Genomic DNA, 25,219 nt, shown 5'->3' with positions numbered 1-25,219 from the left:
GTGATGGCAATAGGTGTTTCACAAACAACCTTTCAACTCAATGTGGTGAGTGCGGAAGGGACGCTGTATTCAGGGCCAGCTCATGCAATCGCCGTTGCCGGAGCGGATGGTGAGCTCGGGATTCGTCCCGGCCACTCCCCATTAATCAGCAAGATCAAGCCAGGTGTTGCAAGAATCCTTGGTGATCTCAAGCAACCAGAGCAGATTTTGTATGTATCGGGCGGCTTGGTAGAAGTACAGCCTGACGTGGTTACCGTACTCGCAGATACGGCATTACACGGCAAAGATATTGATAAAGCTCGAGCGGAAGCGGCGCGCCGCGCAGCCGAAGAGAACATTAACAAGTATACCGACGACGTTAATTTTGCTCAGGCACAGCTCGAACTTGCAAAAGCACTGGCTCAACTACGAGCGGTAGAACTTACCGTTGCGCGAGCTAGATATTAAAACCGGAGGAAAGATCATGAGAACAGTTATTGAGTTTACACAAAGTGGTCGCTACATGGACCGAGCTTGGGAAGGTGAGATCTTAGCAGAAAAAGGGGTCCAGAAAGCAGTTTCTCCATCACTGGCTATGCGTCTAGTGAGTTTGGGCAGTGCGATTGCTATTTTTGGACCAGATGGAAAACCACTGACCGTGGATGATAACGAAGAGTTCAAACCAGAAGACAAGAAATAACACAAGCAACGATGAGGCTCGAATCTCATTAGCTAACAGGACGAACCCGGCAACGAAACGTTAAAGGCTCATATTCACCAATGAAGGCTTTGATGTTTCTAAAACAAGAACTGGCTATACCGTCCTCTCAGCTCCGTTGAGTTGAACTCAGCACTCAACAAACCGGACACTGAGGTGAGGTCAATCTATATAAGTGACTCCATCGCCACTTATCCAGATTGGTTTCAGCACTTAGCCGTCACTCTTTTCATAGTTGGGAGTGACGGCTTTTTCTTTTCTTATTACGCCATTCCTTTGTTTAGTTCCTTCTGATGCAAAGACAAGGAATGAACCAGCTCTGTTTCGACAATGTCTTTGAACGCTCTTACTTTTGCTGACATGTGTTTTCTACTCGGATACACCATGTAGACACCAAGTTGATGCTTTGGATAGTCGTCAAACAGTTCGATCAGTTCTCCGGCTTCTAGTTCGTTACCTAAATAAAATCGCGGCAAACGGGTGATGCCCAATCCGGCTTTGCACATTTCTAGTTCCATTTTAGCACTGTTGACCGTGATTCTACTGGTGATATCCACTGAAGCTTCGTTCCCATCAAGATCCTCATAAACCCAGCGCTTGTTGTTTTTCGCGTAGCTATAACTAATGATGTTGTGATGAGCCAATTCGCTAGGCGCTCTTGGTGTTCCATATTGCTGAAGGTAAGCAGGAGAGGCCACCGTAATTCCTCTATCAGTAAAGAGTTTACGACTGATGAGTGAGGAGTCTTCAAGCCTATCAGACGCACGAATCGCAATATCGATTCCTTGCTCAATGACGTCGACTTTCTTATCGCTCAGATCGATATCTAAGGTGACCTTGGGATAACGTTGCGCATACTGGGTAAAGATCGCGCTCATAGTAGACAGCCCAAGGGCAACAGGACAGGTGATTTTTAGTAGGCCGGACGGCTCAATTTGACTACCGGACAACGACTCTTCCGCCGCTTGTGCCGCATCGACAACATCACGAGCATGTTGGTAAAAATTTTCCCCTTCAGGAGTGAGTTTCAGCGCACGTGTAGTGCGTTGAAGTAGACGCACGCCTAAGCGTTCTTCTAACTTGGTCACTTCTTTGCTGATGTATGAGGTGGAGTGCTGTGTCCGCTCCGCTGCGACAGTGAAACTGCCACTATCCACAACCTCGACAAAGACCACGTAACCATCCAATAGCTTCCCGTTGTACATCGTGCTTATTCCTAGTCATATGGAAATAATGATTTTACATTTTAGTCATTAATTTCCATATGACTAGCAATTACACTGAATTTAACCATGAACAAGTAGAACAATGGAGTGCCAACATGAAGCAGATTAGCCGAGTGAATCACATAGGAATTCGAGTGAGTGAGTTTGAACAATCGAGAGACTTTTACGCCAAGCTAGGTTTTGAATACATCGCAGGACCAGCAGGCCCCGAGCCTGTAGCCATTGTTGAGCATCCAAGTGGTATCAATATTAATTTTATTCTGAATGCGAATTCAGGTGAAAAGAAAAACCAACTTATGGATGTACCCGTTAAACACACAGGTTACACCCATGTGGCCATTGAAGTGTCGAGTGCTGAGCAAGTTATGGCCAACTTGGCAGAGCTCAACATCCCCCTTAGTGGTGGTCCAATGACCCATCCAACGGGTTTATCGTTTTTTATCAGAGACCCTGACGACAATGTGATTGAGTTTATTGAATACGTGGGTTTAGACGCATACAAGAATTAGGAGAACAATCATGACAAAAGCAATTAAAGTACTCGCATTTGGTGCCAGCAATAGCCGATCATCCATTAACCAAACTCTAGCCGGTTACGCGGCAAACCTGCTTGAGAACGCAGAGGTGAATCTTATCGACCTCAACGATTTTGAAGCCGCAATTTATAGTGAAGATCGTGAAAAACAGTCTGGAGTTCCTGAACAAGCGCAGCGCTTTTATCAGTTGATTGGAGATGCTGACGCAGTGATTATCTCCCTTGCCGAGCACAATGGTTCGTATACCGCAGCCTACAAAAACCTGTTTGATTGGACCTCTCGCATCAACATGCAAGTGTTTCAAAATAAACCTGTGGTGTATTTGGCTACCTCACCAGGCCCAGGTGGAGCGCAAAGCGTGCTAGCTGCAGCTTCTGGTTCTGCACCTTATTTTGCCGCGGATGTGAAAGCATCAGTGTCGATTCCTAGTTTCTACGACAATTTTGATGTTGAGCAGCAGAAAATCACCAATGGTGAGCTAGCGGATCAAGTAGCTTCTGCGGTAGCGCAACTGATCGTGAGCTAATCCGACCGATAGGGAAGAGGGATAACGCAATGGATGCGAAAATACTTACCTCGCCGGTACGTCCGGCACTGATTTCTATGACTGCTCCCGCCTCATTTGGCATGCTGATGACCTTCATGTTCCAGCTTATCGACACCTATTTTGTCGGTAAGCTTGGTACGCAAGAACTGGCTGCGATGAGCTTCTCTTACCCAGTATACATCTTAGTAGTGTCCTTCTTTATGGGCGCCGCTGCTGGCGTGTCTTCGTCGGTAGCGAAGGTGCTGGGAGAAAAGCAATGGGTAAAAGCTAAGCAGCTGACTACTCTCGCTATCGTTGCTTTCGTCTTTCTAACCGTGCTGCTCTCTAGTATCGGTTTGTTGGTTATGGATGCCCTATTCTTTGCGCTAGGTGTGACTGAGGTGATGTTACCTTTGGTCAAGCAGTACATGGAGCCTCTGTTTATCGGCATGTTTGCGCTGGTAGCAGGATTAATTGGTAATGCGGCGCTGATGGCGAAAGGGATCATGATTCGTTCGACATTGGTGATGGGGATTGGTGGGATTGTTAATGTGGTCTTCGACTATGTGCTGATTTTTGGTTTTGGACCTTTTCCTGCCATGGGGTTAGCGGGAGCTGCCTACGCTACGGTTCTTTCTTGGGCTGTCATCTTCTTCTTGATGATGACGTTGTTAGTGCGCGAGTCGTTGCTCTCACTCAGCTTCTTTATGGATATTCGACAGGCGATAAAGGATCTTAGAGGCATGTTATACGTTGCCATGCCCGCAATTGCGGCTCAGCTTTTGAACCCAGTTGCGATCGCAGTGATAACCCGCATCGTGTCTGGTTACGGCGAGGATGCGGTCGCGGCTTTTGGTATTGTCACGCGCATAGAATCGCTAATTCTGGTGGGCATTTTGTCATTGAGTGTTGTGATGACGCCTTTCGTGGCTCAGAATTTTGGCGCTAAACATTGGCATAGACTGGATAAAATCGTTGCTCACGCAGGACGACTGACCGTGTATTGGGGGATAGCGGCCTTCACTATTGTGGCGCTATTTCCACAGACGATCATGACGCTGTTTACCCAATCTGATGCGGTTGTGGCGCAAGGAGTTTATTATTTTTGGACTGTCGGCTTAAGTTTCCCTATGTTTGGGCTACTACTCATTACAACCTCTTTTCTCAATGGGGTGCAATCGCCTCGAACGTCGCTAAAACTTACCATAGTGAAGTCGCTCGGTTTGACAATACCGCTTGCTTTGCTTGGGTCATATTGGTCGTTAGAAGGGACTTGGGTAGGATTGTCCATCGCCAATGTAATCGGAGCATGGTATGCATACAAAGTGCTGAATCGTTGGCTTAGTGAGCATGGTTCGACACTGCCAAAGCGAAGCATAGTTAATGATTATAAATCGGATCTGATGTTTTGGTCGTCAGGTAAATAGGGCGAGATACGCATTATGCCGCTCATATCAGTAATGCTGATTGATATGGAGCGGCGTGGTTCGGCGATTATCTCATAATAGGAATGACCAAGCGCCGCTTAATGGTTATGTTGAAGTTCAATTTCGATAGCTTTTTGGTAGTTTGGATTTTTCTCCAGCTGCTCTGAGTAGCGCTGAATGTTGGCGTATTGGCTAATGACGCCTAAATTCGTGACAACATCCACCACGAACGACATCATGATGTCCGCACCAGTCAAACGATCTTCAATCAGATAGCGTTTACCTTCAAGTTGCTGATTCACATAATCCAGTACTTTGTTTTGTTCTATATCTGCATAGCTTGATAGGAAGGCGGTTTCTGCAGGCTCTTTTGCAAGAAACACTTTCAGAAGTAGCGGAAGCATCGCAGAACTTTCTGCAAAGTGTAGCCAAGTCAGATAATCGGCGTAGATAAGGCTTTGACGAGCTGGTGCCAATTGGTCTGCGCCAAATCGCTCGATAAGATATTCAGTAATAGCACCGGATTCTGTGATGATTTGGCCGTCTAATTCGATCACTGGAGATTTGCCAAGTGGGTGTACCGACTTCAGCTCGGGTGGTGCAAGAAATGTCACTGAGTCACGCTGATATGGGACGACTTCATAATCGAGACCAAGCTCTTCTAGCAGCCAAATAATTCTTTTTGAACGAGAGTGATTGAGATGGTGAAGCTTGATCATATCGATATCCTTAAAAATATATTGTGTACAATATAATTGTTACCTATTTAATTTGTTAAGGCAATAGAATAATGGCTAACACTGACAATTAATGACCTGTTAATACAGTAAGTCTTCATCACTGTTATTAGAATGAGGACCAAAAATAAGCAACGGTTGAGGAGCAGGGATGAAACGTTGTATAGGCTTACTATTCTTTATCAGTGCATTATCTAGTGCGGGAGAGTTTTCTTCTGTGGAATCGCCTGTTGCTGGATGCCCAGGTGATTTCTTTACCCAGAAAGCCCGAGTCTTTGACGTGGTTACGATTTGTGCCACCTCATCGGTACCCCAAGATAAGCTCAAACATGCCGCCAATGTGACCGCACAATGGCTAGACAACGATCAAAACGGTCAGATTGATGAACCTAATATCATTGAGCCACTTCGGAATAATCACGCTACTTTGTTGATGAGCCAATCGGGCTTTAGTGATGACGCATTTGAAAAGCTCGAACCCTACTTTGACCATATGTTAGGGCAAGATTTATCGGCAGATGAAACTGCACCGACGTTTGGGCGAGATGCGTCGCAAGAAGAGATACATCATTTGATAGTCAATGCGGGTTGGCAGCCGTATTTACCAGCGGTATTTAGCGACAAAAAGGCAAAACAAAGTGTGCTGTATAAGCAATGGCAGCTAGCCGAGCAAAAGGGACTGTACAGTTATGATGACCCAACGTGTGATGATGCGTGCAAAACCGTCGAGTTCTTTTACTTAGCAACTGCGGCGTATTTAGGGTCTAGTGCTGATTTGCAAAGTGATGAAATGCGAGTAAAAAGTCACAAAGAGTTGAGGCATTTATTGCCAGATTTAGTCTCTTTAATGGAGTCTAGGGACTATCATTATCCGACCCATCTTTGGCCAGATGGTCGATATAGATATTCAGGGAATATCACGCTAACATCGCAGACAGATTGATGACAAAAAAGGCGCTTAAGCGCCTTTTTTGTTGCGGTTGAATTATTGAAGATAGGCATTCAACATCCAGAGTAATTTCTCTTGCTCGCGAATATAGTCACCCATCAATGCTGCAGTACCCTCGTCACTTGCCTCGCCAGCTTGCTCTAGGATTTCGCGCTGTTTATTGATAAGCACAGAGAAACCATTTACTAGGCCAGAGACACACTCTTTACCGCGAAAGGCATTTTGGTGCTCTTCAATTGCACTTAGCTCTAGATAGCGACTAAAGCTATGGTCTGGAGTATGACCAATAGTCAAAATACGCTCAGCAAGCTCATCGATCTTCGTTTGTAAGTCCGTATAGATTTCCTCGAACTTAGCGTGCAATTCGAAGAACTGTTCACCTTTGATATTCCAATGATAACCACGAGTGTTCATGTACAACACCTGATAGTTAGCGAGTAGCTGATTAAGTTCAATCGCAATTGAGTCGGAAGCTGCTTGGTCTAGACCGATAAAATTAGTGTTTGTCATAATACTTTCCTCTTTAAATCAGAGTGGAATCTTATTTCGTTGAGGCCAGTATATGAGTAATACCAACTTAGGTTAAATCGATTGTAAATATTGTATCGATAGCTAAATGCTATCAATTTCAAGTGTGAACCTAGACCACATTTAGTGAGTAAAAATTACCTCTTCGTTGGGGACGCGGTGACGGTCGCCATAAATACCTTCGTCGGTACGAACACCACAACTGATGATCATGGTAATTTCATCATTTTCACCTAAGTCGAGAAGTTGTTTTGCTCTTACCGAATCAAAGCCTTCCATCGGGCAAGTGTCATAGCCCTGCTCGCGCATTGACAACATAAAGGTCATAGAGGCAAGAGCTGCACTTTTATGTAAACAGACTCTAACGTCTTCCTTACTGACTTCACGCACCATCGGTTTGTTTCTGCCAAGCCAGAAGCTGTATATTTTGCGCACTACCCCACGGATGCCAAGTGAATCATTGTTATAAACCATTGGGATCAGTTTGTCGTAATACTTAAATGCTCGCTTTGAGGTCTCATCTTCGCGGCCGTTAAAGTTGCTGCGAACAATGTCAGCATTCATCTTGGCGCGCTGCTTCCATTTGTTTGGTGTCACCGTCACCACAACCAATTCGTTTGCGGTTTTAGCGGCATTTTGTCCCATGCAGATTTCACTTAATGCAGCACGTTTGTCTTCGCTGATCACACGGTGGAAGGCCCACATCTGCATGTTGCTACTGTTCGGGCTTAGCGTGGCGTGTTCAAGGGCCTTTTTAACGGCATTGTGGTCAAAGGTCGCGCTCTGGTCGTATTTACGAACAGAGCGACGAGTATTAAGAAGAAGTTCTAGATGAGATGGGTGGCTCATTGCAGTGTCCAATCATTGAAATTGGACACTTTCTAACAGGTCTTATTGAGGTTCACAAGAGCTTGGCGTAATTGGTTTAGGCAAACCTCTTAGCTTTTTAAATGCAAGTGGTGTTTTTTCTAACAAGATAACTAACAGGTACGAGCCAAATAGCGTTCCAAAGAACACAATGAGATCACGTGTCCACTGGGTTGCGCCCAACATTCCCGCAATATTATTCATGTAGATAGTGACGAGCAGGTGTACCACATAAATAGGAAGTACCCACTTCGCCAGGTCATGCCAGACTTTATGGTTCCCCAAGTTTGGATGATTCAGAAGCCAGAAGAAAATGCCAGTCGACCAAAAAACGGTGCCAAGTAGGAAGTCATTCATGTTGAACACTTGCCCAAGAGAGTTGAGATAAAACGCTTCAAAGAAGTGCAGCAACATGCCAAACAACGCAAGCACCACCGCTTGTGTCGAGGTTATTGACCACTCTCTACGTCTTACTTCAAATCCTATTGCGACCATCAAAAAGCTAAAAAATGGCCCATTTCGACTAAAGATCGGTGTTTCGATTTCGGTAATGTTCAAGTAACTGCCCGCCATTAAGCCATGAACGTAGAAGATGGCGGCGAATGGCAGTAGAAGTGATCGGCACTTATTGTCTACAAACCATGCAATCATTAAAACCGCTAACGCAAGCGATGGAATAAACCACAAGTGTACTAATCCGCCTTCAAACAGTGAGTTGAGCGGACTTTGTAGCAAGTAGTTCCAATAACCTTGACGCTCAGCTAAATAACCATGTTCGGCCACTACGGCTAAATTGAAAGGCAATACTAAATAAATCGCGCTCCAAATCACCCAAATGAGCATCAAAGGCAAAGTGTAAGCCTTGGTGGTTTGATATGGCTTTTCGTTTAGCTTGGGATAGATAAGATATCCAGCAATAAGGAAAAACAACGGAACGGCAAATCGAGCAAGTTGATTGGTGATGTAGTTAAGCCAAGGCTCACCGTTAATAAACCCGTAATCCATAAAGAGCTGACAATGGATGAAAATGACGGCGATCAGAGCGATGACTCTAGCGAATTCGAAGCTGGCAATTTTCTGCTTTGATGACATAAATGGAGGTAACAATCTCTTAGTAATACTTCGAAGCAAACAGTACCATCTAGCCCATTTTTAGCAGTGTTCAAAGTCAATAATTGCGTCTCTGACCTGATGTGAATTGCAACAATTTGTTGTATATCGCAGTTTTGACTAATCAGATGTTGACTATTCTTACACGTTTCTCGTGCTACATATCAGAATACTTGATAGGACCTATTTTGTCCTGTGCTGTCCGATTCACTAAAGTAACCTTACTGAAGCACTTCAATGCTTTGGTACCTTAAGCTTGTAATTAACTTGAATCACTGATTTAAGTCTTGATTGACACATGGTGTAGACGCACTTTTCCAATCTCAACGGTTCCCAATTAGGAACCGTTTTTTTCTCTCATTTTTTCGCACGTAAAGTTAAGTTTATCTGAACGATATTTAGATATTACTTGATATATTGAACGCTTATCTCTGAGTAGTATGCACCTGTGTAATGTGATGAGCAGGAGTGGCTATGTGTGAGTTAGACGAAGGCTATGATGACCTCAATTTTGAATTAAATGAGAGTGAGGTTGAGTTTCTTGGTTGGAATGACAAAGAATGGTTAATAGAGTTATTGGTGTTTTTACTGATTTTAGTCGGTGCCGTTGCGATTGTTACCTATCGAGTGTGTTTCGATGGTTAAAGATCTTCAAGAGGCGAAAGCAATACGCAGACGGCCCCTCTGCTGGAGTTTCTATTTCATCGGTTTATTAGCGGTTGCGATGGGAGTGCAAATCGGAGTGATGGCCACTTCTTAGTATTGGAAGCGACCATTTATTGACGGCTTAACAACAACTGTTAATAGCCTACTGCTCGTGCCAACGATTCTTGTATGCACTCGAATAATCAGGTGTTTCGATACTAGGATGGAGATCATCGCAAGGCTCAAGCGGTCCTATAACGGTGCGGTAGGGTAGAATGCCTGCCCACGCTTTTAGATCGAGATCCTCTTTGTCGTCATTGACTCCATGACGGCCAATTTTCACCGAAGCTTCGTTGAGTTCAATAGCAAGCACGTCCGTTGCGGTGAGTTCTTTATCGTTGCTGAGGCGAACTTCTTCAGTTCTACCTGGTGCAATATGCTCAACAAAGTGGTTTAACACTCGGTCTTTCTCTTTATTTTCTTCAATGTTTTCAAACTGACCAAAGACGACTGCACTTCGATAGTGCGCACTATGATGGAAAGCGGAGCGGGCCAATACCCAGCCATCAAACAGGGTAAACGTTAAGCAGGTTTTTTGTCCCGCTTTGAGCGTACGAAGCAAACGACTGTTCTTGGCACCGTGTATATAGACTTTATTGTCCAATCGCCATGCCAGCATAGGAATCACGATAGGACCGTTGTCATCATTGATGGCGACATGAGCAATTAATGACTCATCAATAATGTCATAGAGTGCTTGTGGGTCGAAGACGGCTTTATGGCTGCCTTTCTTAATCTGTGTTCTTGTCGTGTTTGAAAGCACTGGCGTTCTCCATTCGATTGCAGTTAACGCCAAAGTAAATAATATTTGGTACTCTAGTTAGGTCCAAATTGATAAAAATGGTGGATCCAGTTTGAATGTTATTGATATCAGCGACATCTCATTGGCAAAATCCGGTGTCACGCTTCAGCACAATCTCTTTAGCCAAATACGCTCAAGGATCCTCAATGGACGTTGGGTATCGGGCGCCAAATTGCCGTCCACTCGTACGATGGCGAACCAACTTAAGGTCAGTCGCAATACCATTATTCAAACCTATGATCAGTTAGTAGCGGAAGGTTATCTAGTATCGAAGCCGCATAGTGGCTTTTTTGTTTCTTTAAGCCTGCCCGACCAATATCTCAACGCGCCCGAAGGCAAGAATGAAATTGCGTTGGGCGTTGATAACACGCCTAAAAGTGGTTTATTTTCACCTGGTGTCGCTGAATTAGCGCTGTTTCCTACAGCCCAATGGAATCGCTTATTACAACGTCATAGCACCCGAATCTCTCTATTGGGAAACCAAGATCTACAAGGGTATCTACCACTACGTGAAGCGTTGCATCGTTATTTGACCAGCAGTCGCTCTGTTGTGTGTAATGCGAACCAAATCATTATTACCTCTGGAGCTCAGCAATCTATAGCTATCGCTTTGCTGGCAATCAATAGCTTGGGAAACAACGACAAGTTGTTGGTTGAATACCCCGGTTACCGTCAGGTCGTCAAGGTGCTCGATACCTTCAATATGGATTATGGATTTGTCGACGTGACAGCTGAGCATGGATTGAATACCGAACATATCATCAACCAAAAAGCACTAGGTGTTTACTTAACGCCAAGCAATCAATATCCAATGGGTAGCTCTATTCAGACGGAGCAACGTTTGCAGTTAATCAACTGGGCTCAAGAAAACCAAAGTTGGATTATTGAGGATGACTATGACAGTGAGTTCCAATTTGATAGTCGTCCGCTACGAAGTATGCAAGGGTTGGCTGCAGAGAGTGGTAATGCTAACCATATGGTGTATATCGGCTCAATGAGTAAGGTAATGTTTAATGCATTACGAATCGGCTATATGGTGGTTCCGGAAGGTTTAGTTAAAGTCTGTCTAGAAATAAAAGACGCGCTTTCCGGTGACACACCATCGCACACACAAGCCGCGTTAGCTGAGTTCATTGATGAAGGTATGTTGGTTCGCCATATACGCAAAATGCGCCGTCGATATGAGCAAAAATACCACTTGATGAAGCAGTGCATTACTGAGCGTTTTGGAAGTGAGTGGCAAGTTGTCTCCCAAGGAGCTGGGCTGCACATTACTGTTCAGTGGCAAAGTGACGTCGATGAGCATCAATTTTCCGATCTTGCCCTATCTCATAATATCGTGGTGCGACCGATGAATTATTATGAACCTATCAACCACAAGCGTCTCTGCGGTTCGGTTGTGTTAGGTTATGGAAATGCGCCGTTAGAGTCGATACCAGAGAGTATTGAAAAATTGTCAGTGCTTTATTTTGAGCTAAAGAACGACAATGCTGTCGACTCCGCGGAATAAATCTATAGTTTACGGATACTCAAAAGGCACAAGTAACCAACTCGTGCCTTTTCATTATTGTGTGGTAGCCAAATTAAGACTGAGTAATAGGCTTACTTTCCAGCTGCTCCTCGAGGCGAGATTTATCAGCTTGCTTCTTTTCAAAGCGGGAAATCCACCACCAAGCAAGACCAGAGAAAACAGCAGTCATAAAGACGTTGATAAAGAACGCTCTGACTAAATCCACTCCAGTTGGGAAGGCCGACGCTGTCATACTAATCACGAAGATAGCAATCAGTACTGAAACCACGCCCATTCCGAATTTTTGAGAGCCCATGCGGAAGTCGCGTGGCGTGTCGTCATGTTTGAGGCGGAATACGAAGTAAGCGACCATGATAAAGATTGGTGGCAGCATCGCGGTACCTGCGGTGAGGTTGATCGCGGTGTTCATCATGTCTTGTACTGATTCTGAACCAAAACCGTTGATAACCAACATCACGAAGACAAAGGCAAATTGCCACCAAGCTGCACGCACAGGAACGCCGTGTTCGTTGAGTTCTGTGGTTTTCTCGCCGTAGACTCCTTTTGGAATTTCCGAGAAGTGGATTTTTACTGGTGCCGCGGTCCACATCATCATTGAGCCGAACATAGCGATAAAGAGAACAATACCAACGAAACGACCGACCAAAGTTTCTGAGATGTTGAAGTACTGTGCCATTCCTCTAAAGATTTCTACCATCCCGCCAGCGTAGGTCAGGTTTTCGCGGGCGACAAAAACGTTAACTAACAATGAGCCTACAGCGTACATGCCACCAATCACAACACCTGCGGCGATGATGACCTTGATAAAGGATTTGTGACCACCTTTGACATCGTTAAGGTACGCCGCTGCGGTTTCTGCCCCGCCTGCGGCTTGGAAAATCCAACACATAATGCCCAGTGTTGCCCAGTTTACGGTTGGTGTCATGGCTTGCAGTGTAATTGGCTCTGCAGGCGTGTGGTCACCACTCAGTGCCATCAATGCACCAAGAACGTAAACTGCAAATAACGCAAACACACCGTAAGCAACGATTTCAGCGATTTTACCCAGCCAGCTCGCGCCTTTTGTTGAGATGTGAGTAGCGGCCGCAAACAGTGCGATAGAAATAATAGAAGTGACTAATGGCGAGAAAGTGTACTCGTAACCCAACATCGCGTAAGACGCGTAAGCAATAACATTAGGAAGCAGGGAGACAAACCAAAATAGGTTCACAAACCAGTAAAGGAAAGAACCTAAATAGGCAGATTTGGTGCCTAGTGGCTTTTTGAGCCAATCGTACATGCCAGATTCAGAGTTTTTGTTTGCGGATACAAACTCAGCGATGATAAATACGAAAGGGATGAAGTAAACGACTGTCGCTAATAGGAAAATAGGAGCCGAGCTTAGGCCCAACTCAATGTTGTTGTTTACAATGTTGCGAACGTTGAAAACCGCCGCAAATGTCATGGACAATAGGGCAAACTTGCCTATTGTGCCGCGCATAGATTCAGACATAGTGTCCTCCAATGAATCACGTCTATTGTACTCTCATTCTTGAAGAGCAGTTATTTGAGGGGGCCAGATACTTGTGTCTGGCCCGAATAGTGTTATTTGTTTAAGAAGTAGCCATCTTCGATGGTGACTTTAAGCACGACCTTGCGAGCAGGCTCGTTACTGACAAATCGATGCGCTTCGCTATTGTCGAAAATCACTACCTGTCCTTGATGGACTTCACGTCGCTCACCTTGTCCAGAGAAAAACTCTCGGTCAGTTTCGTCTTGATATCGCTGCTCAAGTGTCAGGTCGGCTTTGCTTGCAAACTCAATAACCTCATGACCTGCCAAGTAGTAGTGCACATCAAAGTAACGACGGTTGCCCTCGAAGAGTCCAGTCCGTTTGCTCTCATTGGTTTCAATCATATAAACCAGAGAATCCCCGATAGAGTGCATTACGCCATCTTTGATATTTTCAATATTTTCAATGGCTTCTATGCAACGATTCCACTTCCGGCCATCACGATAGACCGACTTAAATTGTTCTAAGCTCTCTAAGATGATCATGGGTTATGCCTCGTTTGTGGTTGTGCGGGTAAAAAACTGGTTACTGAAGTCATAGTTGGCCAACGTATTGGCGTTACAGTCTCCGGACTGCATTGGAAGTAACGTTAAACCGTAGCGGAAGGTATCCATGTAGACACGGTAAGAGTCGAGAACTTCACTTCCCCACGAGTTAGAGCCTAAGCCCATGAGCTTGTGATCAAGGTTGAGTGTGATGTGACCGCTTGGTTTAAGCTCGTTGGTGTGCTGGGCTTGGTGCAGGTTTTCATTGCTGTAGAACCAAGCGCTTAGGTTGAGCTCTTGTTGTGGCTTAATAAACAAACCATTGCCGTTACGGTTAGTCAGAGCTGCCCAGCGCACGTGCTGACGATTGCCGTTGTTTTGCGGGAATGGATAGTTTTCGAACATATCCGCGACCGTGCTTTGATACACGTCGATAATATTGGCTTGTTGGCTGTCTAGGTAATTCTCTTCTGGGCCTCGGCCATAGTATTTCACTTGGTCGAACTGTTGATTGATACCTAGTTCAAAACCAATAACAGGAATCACATGTGGATAGTCACCATAACGCTTACCTTGAAGCTCAATGTTGAGCTGACCTTGAGGTGAAATCTGATAACGATATTCGGTTCGCATGCCAAAATCGAACACAGGCGGTGCAATAATGCTGGTGGTGCGAACTTCAATGCGCCCGTCGATCTGCTCTACTTCAATGGTTCGGAAATGCTCTTGCATGATTGGTAAGTGAGCAGGCTCCCATAGACCTTCGTGTTCTTGTTTATGGTTATCGATCATCGGTTTGAAGAAATTGAGCTTAGGCTCTGATTCGATAAACTGTTTCCCGTTTACTACCCACGAAGAGAGCTTGCCGTTGACTTTCGAGAAAGTCATTGTGAAGTTGTGACCAGAAATTAGGTACGCTAATCGGCTCTCCTCTAGCGAAAGAGGTGTGGTATTTGTACAAACAAACTCGGTTTCTTGTGCGGTATTTTCTTTGATTTGATATTGGTAAACGGCAATATCATGATTTGCTTGGCTATATAAAGTGCGGCTATCTTTACGCACGGTGAAGTTGATAAATGTTTCACGGTCATCGAGTTGAGGAAGACTAATTTCGATTTGGCGCTCGCTATTTGCGCTAAGATCCGCAACCTTAAATTGAACACTGCGAAGCGTTTCACCTTCTGCACGAATATCAGCGGTGATGGTGTAGTCGTCTAGGTTGGTAAACCAAAGTTTATTGCTAACGATGAAGGTACCTAGGTGTGCATCTACCTCGGTAATTTTCACTGGAGCGATGACTTGTTTGTATTCTTTCAACCCCGGTCCCGGTGTTTGGTCGGAGTATACCAATCCGTCCATACAGAAATTGTAATTGTTTGGGTAATCACCAAAGTCACCACCATACTTATAGAAACTTTGTCCCTTTTCATCGGTGGCGAGAATGCCGTGATCACACCATTCCCAAACGAAGTGTCCTTGAATATGATCGTGCTCGTAGAACACATTTTGATACTCAGTCAGACCACCAGGGCCGTTGCCCATTGCGTGAGCGTATTCGCAGATGATGCGTGGCTTTTCGTGGGGGTGTTCGCCAAAGTAGTTCATCAATTGAGCGCGAGAGTACATGGTTGAGATAACGTCAACGACTTCGGCGTCACGGTCTTCTTCATAGTGAACAAGACGCGTGTCATCAATGGCTTTAGTAGCGTCGTACATCGCTTTGATGTTACAGCCATAGCCAGATTCATTGCCTAAAGACCACATGATGATGGAAGGGTGGTTCTTTTGTGCGTGAACATGACGTTCAGCACGGTCTACGAAGACGGCTTCCCATGCAGGATCGTTGGTGATGCGGCTAAGATCGCCAACATTGGCGAATCCATGGGTTTCCACATCAGTCTCTGCCATAACGAACAAACCATAGATGTCGCAGAGTTCGTAGAATCGCGGGTCATTAGGATAGTGAGCAGTTCGCACGGAGTTGATGTTGTGCTGCTTCATTAAGATGATGTCTTTTTCAACACGATCCATGCCTACTGCCCGGCCTTTTAAATGATCGTTATCGTGTCGGTTAACGCCATGGAGCATGACGTATTGGTTGTTAACGTAGAAGAGGCCATTTTTAACTTTGATATCTCGAAAGCCAACTCGTTGTGGAATGACTTCTATGGTCTCACCTTGGTTGTTCTTCAAAGTGATAAAAAGTTGATAAAGGTAAGGGTTCTCAGCTGTCCAATGAGTAGGCTCATCGACATTAATAATGAAGTTAGTTGTGGTAGCACCTTGTACTGAGATGTGGTCAATGGTTCCAGCGGCAATACTTAGTTGATTATCCTTTAGCTCATAATCAACTGAAACAGCATCGCTACGCGCAGACGAAGGGTTTTCTAGCATCAGTTCACACGACAATGTCGCTTGCGAATAGTCAGCGCTGAAGTCAGTACGAATAGAGACATCCTGCACATGCAGTGGTTCTTTCCCTACTAAGTAGACATCACGGAAGATCCCACCGGTCCACCACATATCTTGGTCTTCAATGTAAGTCGAATCAGCCCATTGCATGACTCGAACGCTTAGCAGGTTGTCACCAACTTGAGCAACGGATGAAATGTCGAATTCTGCGGTGAGTCGACTGCCTTTACTAAAACCAACATAGTTGCCATTAACGTAAACTTCGAAGTAGGTCTCTACGCCATCGAATTTGAGGATGGTTTGTTTGTCTTGCCAGTTGTCGCCGAGAGTGAAAGTACGTTGGTATGCACCTGTTGGGTTATCAGTGGGTACAAAAGGTACGTCAATTGGAAACGGGAAGCCTTCGTCAGTGTATTGAAGGTCACCGTGTCCTTCCATTTGCCACATGTTAGGTACGGTGATCTGTCCCCATTGTGTCATTGGTTGAGAGTAAAACTCGTCGGGAACAAGAATAGGGTTATGAAAAAGTTGAAACTGCCACTGACCGCTAAGCAGCATAAAGTGACTACTAAGCTCTCGCTGAAATGTTCGAGCGGCGTTAACTGAGGGATATGAGAAGAAATACGCGCGTGGAGCCATGCGATTCTCATGAAGATGAAGAAAGTTTTCCCAGTTGTTCACGTTAAATCTCCCTCGACAGGTAAACCGTGTCGATGCTGTGTTAAAAATGCCCGTTTAGGATATGAGGTAATTTTAGTAAAAGTTTTACTAAAATATATTGAATTTTGTTTTTTACTTTAACTTGATCACGATTTAAGCGTTCAAGAGAGTTAAAGTTGTGATCGGGTTTAAATAAACGGAGCGAATGATAGGGGCGGGTTTAACTTGATATAAGTAGTAGGGTTTTAGCTGGGTGTAGTAAATTTAATCTTTTAAATACAATGATTTATAGTTTTTGTGGTGTTTGGTGATTTTACGAAGAGGAGGAATGGTGAGCCAACTTTGAATAAAGTTGGCTAATCGATGTCAATGAGTCGAACTAAGGTGGAATGTAGAATAGATAGGTAAGTTTTACTAAAAAATATGAAAATGCCTATTCTTTTGTTGTGCCTCGTAGTTTTAGTTTACTGGGTACATAGACTTTCAATGGCAGTGCACGTCCATCTCTTGCTTTTTCCATCAACAGGTTAACACCTTGAATACCCATCATCTCAGAGTGAATCCTGACGGTAGAAAGTGAAGGAAAGGTGAACTTTGCTGTAGGAATATCGTTGACGCTGATAAGAGATATGTCTTCTGGTATCTTGAGGCCGTGTTCATGAATTGCGCGCAATACACCAATAGCAATAGAATCTGAAGCGATAAACAGTGCTCGAGGGAAGTTATTGTTGGAAAACATCTTTTTCGCAGATTCGTAGCCTGATTGACTGGTAAACTCTCCACGGTAAATATCATCAAGCGATACCACGCCTTTTAAGCTGCCATATTCTACAAATGCCATCTCTCGGATGTCAGAACTATTAGGTGTATCTTGACCACCGATAAAGCCGATCCGATTGAACCCTTGATTGATAAAAAAGTCTATGATTTCTTTGCTAATTTTAGTGAGGTCGATATCAACCGAGTCGTACTTTGAGTTTGGGTCAGAGAAATCAATGAAGCAGATATTGTCTGTGATGCTTTCAGCTTCGGAGCGAACCGTCTCAGGGTAACGTCCAACAAACAGTATTCCGGTGATTTTAGCGTCTGAATGAGCTAACTCTCCTTCGTAGCAATTAACCAGTTTTATGCCCAGCTTTTCACACTGTGTTTCTATACCATGACGAATGGATAAGTAGTAAGGGTCGTTAACTTCCGCTTCCTGCTTATAATTATAAATGGCCATGAAATGGTGGCTATGCTTCTTAGGCTGGATCGATTTCTTCGAACTGCTGGTCTTATATTCTAAGGCTTCTGCGATCTCTAAAATTCGCAGCTTAGTTTGTTCTTTTACACTCAAACTAGGGTCATCATTCAGTACGCGAGATACTGTCGCTAATGAAACACCTGCTTCATTAGCGATGTCTTTTAATGTTGCCATTCAATCACACCCTTCGGCATCATACCGAAAAAACTAATCCTATCTATTGGGTTCTATTGTAAACAATCTTCATCAGTAAATACTAAAGTTTTAGTAAAAACAGCGTTAATCGTTTAAATTAGCAGCGATTACTTAATTAGTTTTAGCAATTGCTTAAACTGATCGCCTCGGGCGACTTTTTGTAGTTCAAAGAGTGCCATTTCAGTGGAAGTTAACACGGCCCCTTGTTTTGACAGGCGTTGGATTGCGAGCTCTTTGTTTTCTGGTGCACGCGAAGAAATAGCGTCGACAACAAGGTGAACTTCATATCCTTGGTCCATCAAATCGCAAGCAGTTTGATGGACACAAATATGTGCTTCAATACCGACCAATAGTATTTGTTTTCTATTGTTACGTTGGAGCGTCTCTTGAACAGCTATCTCACCCCAGGCGCTGAACACATCTTTTGCAATGGGGGATAGGTGGGGAAGTTCATGGCGAATTTCATCGATGGTATGACCTAATTTATCTGGGATTTGCTCTACCCAAACAATGGGTAATTCCATGAGCTGCGCAGCCTTGGTCAAGGTATTTAGGTTGGCGAACAAGTGCTCTTTATCGTGCATGATTTGGGCAAGCTTGCCTTGTACATCGATGATCATTAATTGGGTGTTGTCTTGCTCTAGCATTTAACGCTCCTGTTCTAATACTTGTTCTATAAACCACGTTCCAACTGTGCCGAGTCCACTGCGCCACGACAGCTCCACTGGCCACACCATAGAACTATCATAATGTCCTACATTTAACTTGGTTACTAGACCATGGTCGATAAATGGTTGAGCCAGTTTGATTGGGTAAGCGGCAAAACCAGCACCATAAAGCAGCATGTCTTGCAGTTGATCAGGGGTTTCGTAACGAATGAGGCGAGGGCTGAAACGCAGCGATTCCAGTAGTTCGCTAGTCGCAACTTTACCTTCTAAGGATAGTAACTGGGGATAGTGTTCTAGATCTTCTGGTGTAATCTCACCTTTGAGCTTTGCCAACGGATGATTAGGTGAGGTTATGAAGCACCATTCGATATTATCTATGATTTGTGCATTTGAGCCTCGTTGGGGGCATAACCCGCCAGGAGCAATCATGATGTCAGCGCCTAAGCTCTCATCATTGGTTGATAGTTGGTGCTTTTCTGCATCAACTAAAATCAACTCTAGTTCTGGAAACTGCAGGGTTAATGAAGACATTAGTTCGGTAAACCTTGGGTATAAGGTCATACTGTGAGTAGCAATCGTCAGAGAGGGCTCTTCACCACTTTGCAGCGCACGTGCTTTTCGTTCTATAGCTTGCAAGCGGGGAACAATTTCAAGCGCTTGGAAGTACAGCGCTTTTCCTTCAGGTGTCAGTGAGGGAGACTTTCCGGCAACACGTTCAAATAAACGAATGCCAATATCAATTTCCATCGCTTGTACCGCTTGATTCACAGCGGAAGCACTGACATTGAGTTTTCTGGCCGCCGCAGAAAATGAACCAGTCTCGGCAATACAAACCAGATATTGAAGTCGCTCGGTATTAAGTAGCATACTGATCTCCGAGAAAAGAAGGTGTTTCTACTGTGCTTGAATTTCGTAGAGAGGTAAAGCATGAAGGGACACTTTGTTCATTGGAAGGGTATTAGTCGAGTCTGTTTCTTTATATCTCCTAGGTTTTACATTGTAAATTTGCAGCGCTAGCTAGATGTCAACTAGCGCTGCTGATGCTAACGATAACGGAACGACATTATTTTGAGTGAGGTTGCTCCACACCTTTTGCATATGTCACGATTTCGGTATCGGAATTAGGTTTATACATTCGTAGTATTCCCGTCCAGCCTTGTTCCACCTCAATGTTGTTGATGGCTTGAGAACCACAATTAAAGTTGACGGTATAGCTGCCATCGCTATTTTGTCTGAGTTCATCTTCACGACTTGATAACGCAAATTTCTCAGTGTGAACGTAGGCATCTGCGCCGTAAGTCGTGATTGAGAAGAAACCGTTTTTACCCAGTGGTGGGGCGTCGAAGTTCATTGTTTGACACTGACCTGAGCGATCCTCAGCAAGTAAAACTTTGTAGTAAGCGTGCTCGCTCGGCAGTCCTCCGAATCCCATTGACGTTAAGCCTCTTGCATGAAAAAGTTCGACTTTACGTTGTTCTAGATTCTGTTCTGGTTTTAGAGGCTTGCCTTCAGGTCCACCCATCGCCTTAGTAAAGTCGAGCTTGAGTACATCGGCTTCTAAAGATAAACGAACATTTTCTCTATCAAACTGGTCAAATCCTTTTGGTATATAAGGGTTTGCAAAGTTGGCGGTCCCTTTAATCATATCTTGCTTTGCATTTCCGGCCTTAATATCAGCAGGGGAGTTGGAAGCAACTTGGGTGCGTGCGATGACCCAAACATGCTTACCAGAAGAGAGCATCTCTGGCGTAATGGTAATCCTATTTTTCCCTTTCTCTGCATATAGGACAGCGACAGTGCGATGCTGTTCATCGATGATCTGAAGAGTCTGATAGGAATCGAGTATTGGTAGTTCGAATGTTACGCCACCCTCGGCATCCCAGATTGATTTTGAATAGAGCGTATCTCGATTCTGGCGTACAACGGTCTGAGTATCCATAGTGAGTAGTTGACGATCGTGAGTAAACTGGTTGATGCCAGACTTCTCTTGCTGCTCGAAAAAGTATTTGTCGGACTCCGCAAGGATAAAGTTATCTTTGGTAACTTTTGTCGAGCCGCCGTTCAAGATTTGAGTCTCAGTCGGTTGCCCTTTCTTAGGTAAATGGTCACCAAGATCGTGAGCGATTGACGCAGAAGTGAACATGGTAGCTGTCAGGGAAGCGATGATTGTCAGTTTTTTCATTTCAATAACCTTTCGTGTCTCTATTGTACTGTTCGAGCATTGAGGACGCTGCCCGACCGTTCGTTTGACCGTATGACTCTCCCTAGCACGACAATTGGTTTATTTCCTTAGGTCTGGGTAAATCATAGAGAGATAGAGATATATTTTGAAATCATTAAATCTAATTATTGATATGTTTTTGGTGCATATCATGGTTCGCTGTAATCAACGAACCATGATGTAGCCTTGGATATTAACTACGCATCTAGGTGACTAGTTAGCAGCTTCTGCTTTAGGATGAGCACCGAGCACGACTTCTGCGGCTTGATTGTTGTCGAACATCGTAAAGTTGTAACTCTCTACTTGCCATGTGTCGTAACGGTCTAGGTAAATCGCTTTCGCATTCTGGTCTGTATAGACTGTCCATAGTGTAGGGAATACATCATTAAGATATGGGTCAATTTGGTCATAGCCAGCAAAGACCGTTGCTCCAGCAGCTTTCAGGCTATTCAAGGCTTCGCCACTGTCAGTAACGTCACGCTTATACATATCTTCAACCACTTCTTTGGCACGTAGTCGTCTATCATAAGCGCGGATCGTTGCGCCCGGTTCTGCTTTCTCTTTATCCAAGTTGATATGGAAGCTGAACTCAGGATCATTGGATAAGTACTGGACACTCGGTGCATCCGTCACATCGCCGTGATAGATTTTGACCTCGCCACCAACAAACTCAATCACCGCACTATCACCATTGGCGTCGGTGAGGTGATAATGCACAGGCGCTGGAAGGCATTCATTTTCATGGCCTGGCAAATCACATACTTTGTCTTGGACAACATCAATCTTGTCCAGTGTAGCAACGACCTCTTCAACGGAAGCGAAGTTATCGACCGCGTAATTGGCGAATTGTGATGCATCTACATCAGGCACGCCGGCGCGGTTAGGTGCCATTTCGGTGTATTCCAATCCAAGATAAAGAATACGAGCGACCAAACCTTCTTGGTTCATTGCTTCGGCGACAATTTCTGGCTGGAATGATTTGATTTTGATAGACGCGTATTTACTGGTCGTGTTAACTGACTCTTTAGTTGTGCTGTATTGATTTGAGATGCCTTTACCTGTGCCGACGACCACAGCATCATCGTGTCCAAACCAATCCATGGTTCTCACTGAGAGACTAGCATCACCGTTATTGTAGATTGCTGATGTGCATGCTGTTACATCTGCGACGTAACCTGCTGATAGTGTTGCGACAAGAGCTAGACTTAGGACTGACTTTTTCATAATGACCTCACATGTTTGGTGTTGTGTTTTGTTGAGGCCATAATAGACAACTAACGTTAATAGCTTAAATTAGCACCTGTAAGCAATGCTAATAGGTTGGAGTAGGCGGATGAATAGGAAGAGTTGTTGATTTTGGTCTAGAGTATTAACACCAGTCGAATAACAAGGAAGTCAAATGAGGTCGTTACAGCAGTGGTTAGATGCTTACGGAGAGAGTCACCAGAACAGTACTAATCGAAAAATACACAAAATCGCAGTTCCCGGTATCTATCTTTCTATTGTGGGGTTGATCTGGTGTCTACCTCAGTTACCACTTGGTGGCATGTCTATTAACTGGGTATGGATTGTGATGCTACCTGTGATGGTTTTCTATTTTCGTTTATCACGGTCTGTATTTATTCAGATGCTGATCTTTACTCTTGCATGTTTGGCAATTATTACCTTCGCTGCAATGCTGGGAATGTCGGTGCTTACCGTCTGTATTGGTATGTTTGTGGTACTTTGGATAATGCAGTTTGTTGGACACAAGATTGAAGGAAAAAAGCCATCGTTTTTTGATGATTTACAGTTCTTGCTGATTGGACCTATTTGGGTGTTTCGCCAGAAATGATGGTTGACTTAAAAAAGACCGCTATCCCAGTCAAACTAGGATAGCGGTCTTTGTATTTTACAATAATGCCTTCGACAATCGGTTTAGAACAGTCCTCCGTTCATCGAAAGGTGAGCGAGAATACTGGCAGCGTAGCCGAGGGCAATCACCGGCATCCACTTCAAATGTCCGAAGAAAGTGTATTTGCCGTGGGCAGCACCCATTAATGCAACGCCAGCTGCTGAACCGATAGACAGCAAGCTACCGCCGACACCTGCCGTTAACGTTACGAGCAGCCAGTTGCCCATAGAGAGCTCTGGGTTCATAGTCAATACCGCAAACATTACTGGAATGTTATCGACGATGGCCGAAAGAATACCTACCATCACGTTGGCCCAAACGGGATCCCATTGGGTATACATGATTTCTGAGACCACACTTAGATAACCTAGCAAACTTAACCCACCGACACACATCACCACGCCATAGAAGAATAGCAATGTATCCCATTCGGCATGAGAGACTCGTCTAAATACATCAAACGGTACGATGGAACCTAGTCGTTTCAGTGCGGTTTCGTCGTTGTTTGCTATAGCGATGGCTTTCTTCTTAGCAATGGAGCGAGGCAACGTTTTACGCAGGAAGAACCCGAAGAACTGTAGGTAAGCTAGTCCCATCATCATGCCCATGACCGGAGGGAAATGAAGCACTGCGTGGAAGGCAACGGCCGTTGCAATGGTGAGAATAAAGAGTCCAACAATGCGAAACGCTCCACGTTTTAGTTCTACGTGAGCATGGACCGCATCAGGTTGTGTCTTAGGAACAAACAGCGACATGATCACGGCAGGCACAATGTAGTTAATCACTGAGGGGACGAACAGAGGCATAAATTCGGAGAAAGACACATGCCCCGCTTGCCAAACCATTAAGGTGGTAATATCACCAAATGGGCTGAATGCACCGCCCGCATTAGCTGCGACCACGATGTTAATACAGGCAATATTTACAAATCGTAGATTGCTTCCCCCCACTTTAAGCACGACGGCACACATTAATAATGCGGTGGTGAGGTTATCGGCAATAGGGGAAATGAAGAAAGAGAGGATACCTGTTAACCAAAATAAGGTTCGAAAGTTAAAGCCTTTTCCGACCATCCAAGATTGAAGCGCATCGAATAGTCGCCGCTCTTCCATCGCCGATATGTAGGTCATTGCGACCAATAAGAAAAGTAAGAGCTCGGCGTATTCAAGTAGATTATGTTCTAGTGCGGATTTTGCGACTTCTATTTGACCAAGGTCTTTATAGACTAATCCGATTATTATCCAAATTAAGCCTGCTGCGAGCAGAACAGGTTTTGACTTACGTAATTTAAGGTATTCCTCCATCATGACAAGGGTATAAGCAATACCAAAAATAAGTAATGCTGCATAACCTACTGTGGATTGAGTGAAGTTAAAGGTATCCGAAGATACCGTTTCCGAAGCGAAAGTAGACGTGGCGATAAAAGGGAGTACAAAAAGGGTCTGCCATCGACTTTTTTTCATCATGTTTTGATCCTTCAAAAGCTAAATAAAATCAGGCGCTAACAATTGCGATACGATATTTTAAAGGTTATTCAACATTTTCGTTGTGAGCTAACTCGAATCTGATGAAGAGCTTGTGGTTAAAAAATAGACTTTTGACAATGTTTTCAGACCTCCTAGGCTTAGATGAAGGAATCTGTCTAATTTGGTGTAAGGGAGCAAACTCATGAAAACAGTCATTTCATTCTTGTTGACGACACTAATGTTTCTATTTGCGAATCCAGCTCTAGCCGAAACGCAACCTTACGTCTGTGACAGTGCCAACAAAGTAAACCTACCTTTTCCAGTCTTAGAAAGTGAATGTCCTATTGGAGAAGGGTTATGGGGACGCGGTGTGCCAAGCGAGAGTGATAAGTCTTTCTGGATACAATGTGGGTTCGTTCAATCGGGAAGTTTGCGTGCAGTGCCTAGCAACTTGCAGCAAAATGTCAGTAAATCGATATGGTTAAAACCTGAAATAGACGGAGATCGTTGCTTGATTGGTCCGTATGAAAACTTCGAAGCTGCAAGTTTCGATTTAGCCGAGGTGAAAGCTCTACCCGCATATAAAGATGCGTTTATCAGAACAACCAGTATTTTGATTACTACCAGTGAAACCCAGTTGGTGGCCAGTGCTGAAGGAGAGTCATCGGCGAACTCGTTGAAAGAAAGCTATAGTGCAGTGGTTGCGGCCACTCCTTTTATGATTGGTGGGCAGCATGGGCGCAACTCGTGCCTCTGTTACTTTTAGCGAAGGCTTGATT

At 44.4% G+C, this 25,219-nt stretch carries 25 protein-coding genes; 10 read left to right on the top strand and 15 right to left on the bottom strand.

The features are described 5' to 3' along the window. The first annotated feature begins 3 nt into the window (after positions 1–3). The gene (locus HOP38_RS17710) at positions 4–447 is read left to right on the top strand and encodes a F0F1 ATP synthase subunit epsilon (protein ID WP_006070145.1); all 444 of its coding nucleotides are present in this window, start codon (positions 4–6) and stop codon (positions 445–447) included. A gap of 16 nt (positions 448–463) precedes the next feature. After that, entirely contained in the window at positions 464–679 is a 216-nt protein-coding gene (locus HOP38_RS17705) for a hypothetical protein (RefSeq protein ID WP_006070144.1), read from the top strand. 281 nt (positions 680–960) lie between these two features. Here the strand turns inward: HOP38_RS17705 and HOP38_RS17700 are convergent, their stop codons facing one another. After that, positions 961–1,902, bottom strand: a complete 942-nt coding sequence (locus HOP38_RS17700) for a LysR family transcriptional regulator (protein ID WP_198558602.1) — start codon at positions 1,900–1,902, stop codon at positions 961–963. A 116-nt stretch (positions 1,903–2,018) separates the two neighbouring features. Between HOP38_RS17700 and HOP38_RS17695 the strand changes: the two genes are divergently transcribed. The 3 genes from HOP38_RS17695 to HOP38_RS17685 are packed head-to-tail and all read left to right on the top strand — an operon-like array spanning position 2,019 to position 4,412. Further along, positions 2,019–2,432 (top strand): VOC family protein, encoded by a 414-nt coding sequence (locus HOP38_RS17695; RefSeq protein ID WP_038230892.1) that lies wholly within the window; start codon positions 2,019–2,021, stop codon positions 2,430–2,432. Positions 2,433–2,454: 22 nt separating this feature from the next. After that, on the top strand, positions 2,455–2,985 hold the full coding sequence (locus HOP38_RS17690; protein WP_198559347.1) for an NADPH-dependent FMN reductase: 531 nt from the start codon (positions 2,455–2,457) through the stop codon (positions 2,983–2,985). Positions 2,986–3,014: 29 nt separating this feature from the next. Then, positions 3,015–4,412, top strand: coding sequence for an MATE family efflux transporter (locus HOP38_RS17685; protein WP_198558601.1), 1,398 nt, complete (start codon positions 3,015–3,017; stop codon positions 4,410–4,412). Between the two features lie 98 nt (positions 4,413–4,510). Here the strand turns inward: HOP38_RS17685 and HOP38_RS17680 are convergent, their stop codons facing one another. After that, the gene (locus HOP38_RS17680) at positions 4,511–5,131 is read right to left on the bottom strand and encodes a glutathione S-transferase family protein (RefSeq protein WP_124941669.1); all 621 of its coding nucleotides are present in this window, start codon (positions 5,129–5,131) and stop codon (positions 4,511–4,513) included. Positions 5,132–5,300: 169 nt separating this feature from the next. Between HOP38_RS17680 and HOP38_RS17675 the strand changes: the two genes are divergently transcribed. Beyond that, a complete protein-coding gene (locus HOP38_RS17675) occupies positions 5,301–6,092 on the top strand; it encodes a hypothetical protein (RefSeq protein WP_198558600.1) in 792 nt (263 codons plus the stop codon). Positions 6,093–6,134: 42 nt separating this feature from the next. Here HOP38_RS17675 and HOP38_RS17670 read toward each other — a convergent pair whose 3' ends face one another. From HOP38_RS17670 to HOP38_RS17660, 3 genes are all read right to left on the bottom strand, one after another. Beyond that, the gene (locus HOP38_RS17670) at positions 6,135–6,608 is read right to left on the bottom strand and encodes a Dps family protein (protein WP_006070136.1); all 474 of its coding nucleotides are present in this window, start codon (positions 6,606–6,608) and stop codon (positions 6,135–6,137) included. Between the two features lie 141 nt (positions 6,609–6,749). Next, a complete protein-coding gene (locus HOP38_RS17665; RefSeq protein ID WP_031493593.1) occupies positions 6,750–7,475 on the bottom strand; it encodes a nitroreductase family protein in 726 nt (241 codons plus the stop codon). A gap of 42 nt (positions 7,476–7,517) precedes the next feature. Next, a complete protein-coding gene (locus tag HOP38_RS17660; protein WP_198558599.1) occupies positions 7,518–8,585 on the bottom strand; it encodes an acyltransferase in 1,068 nt (355 codons plus the stop codon). Positions 8,586–9,077: 492 nt separating this feature from the next. On the opposite strand from HOP38_RS17660, the gene HOP38_RS17655 reads away from it, so the two are divergent. After that, positions 9,078–9,248: a hypothetical protein gene (locus tag HOP38_RS17655; protein ID WP_164491492.1), complete on the top strand. Its 171-nt coding sequence runs from the start codon at positions 9,078–9,080 to the stop codon at positions 9,246–9,248. A 163-nt stretch (positions 9,249–9,411) separates the two neighbouring features. On the opposite strand, the gene HOP38_RS17650 is transcribed toward HOP38_RS17655, so the two are convergent. Then, complete coding sequence (locus tag HOP38_RS17650; protein WP_088877688.1) at positions 9,412–10,071, bottom strand: pyridoxamine 5'-phosphate oxidase family protein; 660 nt, start codon at positions 10,069–10,071, stop codon at positions 9,412–9,414. A gap of 91 nt (positions 10,072–10,162) precedes the next feature. Here HOP38_RS17650 and pdxR point away from each other — a divergent pair, with 91 nt between their 5' ends. Beyond that, positions 10,163–11,620, top strand: coding sequence for a MocR-like pyridoxine biosynthesis transcription factor PdxR (pdxR, locus tag HOP38_RS17645; RefSeq protein WP_198558598.1), 1,458 nt, complete (start codon positions 10,163–10,165; stop codon positions 11,618–11,620). Between the two features lie 73 nt (positions 11,621–11,693). On the opposite strand, the gene HOP38_RS17640 is transcribed toward pdxR, so the two are convergent. The 8 genes from HOP38_RS17640 to HOP38_RS17605 all read right to left on the bottom strand — a co-directional run bounded on the left by HOP38_RS17640 (position 11,694) and on the right by HOP38_RS17605 (position 22,304). After that, the gene (locus HOP38_RS17640) at positions 11,694–13,133 is read right to left on the bottom strand and encodes an amino acid permease (RefSeq protein WP_124941674.1); all 1,440 of its coding nucleotides are present in this window, start codon (positions 13,131–13,133) and stop codon (positions 11,694–11,696) included. Positions 13,134–13,225: 92 nt separating this feature from the next. Then, entirely contained in the window at positions 13,226–13,678 is a 453-nt protein-coding gene (locus HOP38_RS17635) for a beta-galactosidase subunit beta (RefSeq protein ID WP_198558597.1), read from the bottom strand. Positions 13,679–13,681: 3 nt separating this feature from the next. Then, entirely contained in the window at positions 13,682–16,771 is a 3,090-nt protein-coding gene (gene ebgA, locus HOP38_RS17630; RefSeq protein WP_198558596.1) for a beta-galactosidase subunit alpha, read from the bottom strand. A 412-nt stretch (positions 16,772–17,183) separates the two neighbouring features. Beyond that, positions 17,184–18,170: a transcriptional regulator EbgR gene (gene ebgR, locus HOP38_RS17625; RefSeq protein ID WP_198558595.1), complete on the bottom strand. Its 987-nt coding sequence runs from the start codon at positions 18,168–18,170 to the stop codon at positions 17,184–17,186. A gap of 128 nt (positions 18,171–18,298) precedes the next feature. Next, positions 18,299–18,838 carry a hydrolase gene (locus HOP38_RS17620; RefSeq protein WP_006070126.1) on the bottom strand — a complete coding sequence of 180 codons (540 nt, stop codon included), beginning with the start codon at positions 18,836–18,838 and terminating at the stop codon, positions 18,299–18,301. After that, positions 18,839–19,726, bottom strand: a complete 888-nt coding sequence (locus HOP38_RS17615; protein WP_096442087.1) for a LysR family transcriptional regulator — start codon at positions 19,724–19,726, stop codon at positions 18,839–18,841. Positions 19,727–19,922: 196 nt separating this feature from the next. After that, positions 19,923–21,041 (bottom strand): DUF1254 domain-containing protein, encoded by a 1,119-nt coding sequence (locus tag HOP38_RS17610; RefSeq protein WP_198558594.1) that lies wholly within the window; start codon positions 21,039–21,041, stop codon positions 19,923–19,925. Positions 21,042–21,293: 252 nt separating this feature from the next. Continuing rightward, positions 21,294–22,304: a linear amide C-N hydrolase gene (locus HOP38_RS17605; protein WP_096442085.1), complete on the bottom strand. Its 1,011-nt coding sequence runs from the start codon at positions 22,302–22,304 to the stop codon at positions 21,294–21,296. Between the two features lie 175 nt (positions 22,305–22,479). Between HOP38_RS17605 and HOP38_RS17600 the strand changes: the two genes are divergently transcribed. Continuing rightward, positions 22,480–22,914: an Mpo1 family 2-hydroxy fatty acid dioxygenase gene (locus HOP38_RS17600; protein WP_124941682.1), complete on the top strand. Its 435-nt coding sequence runs from the start codon at positions 22,480–22,482 to the stop codon at positions 22,912–22,914. Positions 22,915–22,997: 83 nt separating this feature from the next. Here the strand turns inward: HOP38_RS17600 and nhaD are convergent, their stop codons facing one another. Next, entirely contained in the window at positions 22,998–24,440 is a 1,443-nt protein-coding gene (gene nhaD / locus HOP38_RS17595; protein ID WP_006070121.1) for a sodium:proton antiporter NhaD, read from the bottom strand. 202 nt (positions 24,441–24,642) lie between these two features. Here nhaD and HOP38_RS17590 point away from each other — a divergent pair, with 202 nt between their 5' ends. Then, entirely contained in the window at positions 24,643–25,206 is a 564-nt protein-coding gene (locus HOP38_RS17590) for an SPOR domain-containing protein (RefSeq protein WP_096442083.1), read from the top strand. The last annotated feature ends 13 nt before the right edge of the window (positions 25,207–25,219 follow it).

Origin of the sequence: Vibrio mediterranei (assembly GCF_013364395.1) — a bacterium.
GTDB lineage: Bacteria > Pseudomonadota > Gammaproteobacteria > Enterobacterales > Vibrionaceae > Vibrio > Vibrio mediterranei.
Note: the sequence above shows the minus strand (reverse complement) of the source record. Positions and strands in the feature narration are given on the sequence as shown.

Coding starts and splice junctions, on each gene's coding strand:
- HOP38_RS17695 (WP_038230892.1), top strand. CDS start 2,019: ATGAAGCAGATTAGCCGAGTGAATCACATAGGAATTCGAGTGAGTGAG.
- HOP38_RS17600 (WP_124941682.1), top strand. CDS start 22,480: ATGAGGTCGTTACAGCAGTGGTTAGATGCTTACGGAGAGAGTCACCAG.
- HOP38_RS17640 (WP_124941674.1), bottom strand. CDS start 13,133: ATGTCTGAATCTATGCGCGGCACAATAGGCAAGTTTGCCCTATTGTCC.
- HOP38_RS17700 (WP_198558602.1), bottom strand. CDS start 1,902: ATGTACAACGGGAAGCTATTGGATGGTTACGTGGTCTTTGTCGAGGTT.
- HOP38_RS17680 (WP_124941669.1), bottom strand. CDS start 5,131: ATGATCAAGCTTCACCATCTCAATCACTCTCGTTCAAAAAGAATTATT.
- HOP38_RS17670 (WP_006070136.1), bottom strand. CDS start 6,608: ATGACAAACACTAATTTTATCGGTCTAGACCAAGCAGCTTCCGACTCA.
- HOP38_RS17635 (WP_198558597.1), bottom strand. CDS start 13,678: ATGATCATCTTAGAGAGCTTAGAACAATTTAAGTCGGTCTATCGTGAT.
- HOP38_RS17615 (WP_096442087.1), bottom strand. CDS start 19,726: ATGCTACTTAATACCGAGCGACTTCAATATCTGGTTTGTATTGCCGAG.
- HOP38_RS17705 (WP_006070144.1), top strand. CDS start 464: ATGAGAACAGTTATTGAGTTTACACAAAGTGGTCGCTACATGGACCGA.
- nhaD (WP_006070121.1), bottom strand. CDS start 24,440: ATGATGAAAAAAAGTCGATGGCAGACCCTTTTTGTACTCCCTTTTATC.
- HOP38_RS17590 (WP_096442083.1), top strand. CDS start 24,643: ATGAAAACAGTCATTTCATTCTTGTTGACGACACTAATGTTTCTATTT.
- HOP38_RS17660 (WP_198558599.1), bottom strand. CDS start 8,585: ATGTCATCAAAGCAGAAAATTGCCAGCTTCGAATTCGCTAGAGTCATC.
- ebgR (WP_198558595.1), bottom strand. CDS start 18,170: ATGGCAACATTAAAAGACATCGCTAATGAAGCAGGTGTTTCATTAGCG.
- HOP38_RS17710 (WP_006070145.1), top strand. CDS start 4: ATGGCAATAGGTGTTTCACAAACAACCTTTCAACTCAATGTGGTGAGT.
- HOP38_RS17665 (WP_031493593.1), bottom strand. CDS start 7,475: ATGAGCCACCCATCTCATCTAGAACTTCTTCTTAATACTCGTCGCTCT.
- HOP38_RS17655 (WP_164491492.1), top strand. CDS start 9,078: ATGTGTGAGTTAGACGAAGGCTATGATGACCTCAATTTTGAATTAAAT.
- HOP38_RS17610 (WP_198558594.1), bottom strand. CDS start 21,041: ATGAAAAAACTGACAATCATCGCTTCCCTGACAGCTACCATGTTCACT.
- HOP38_RS17620 (WP_006070126.1), bottom strand. CDS start 18,838: ATGCTAGAGCAAGACAACACCCAATTAATGATCATCGATGTACAAGGC.
- HOP38_RS17605 (WP_096442085.1), bottom strand. CDS start 22,304: ATGAAAAAGTCAGTCCTAAGTCTAGCTCTTGTCGCAACACTATCAGCA.
- HOP38_RS17675 (WP_198558600.1), top strand. CDS start 5,301: ATGAAACGTTGTATAGGCTTACTATTCTTTATCAGTGCATTATCTAGT.
- HOP38_RS17685 (WP_198558601.1), top strand. CDS start 3,015: ATGGATGCGAAAATACTTACCTCGCCGGTACGTCCGGCACTGATTTCT.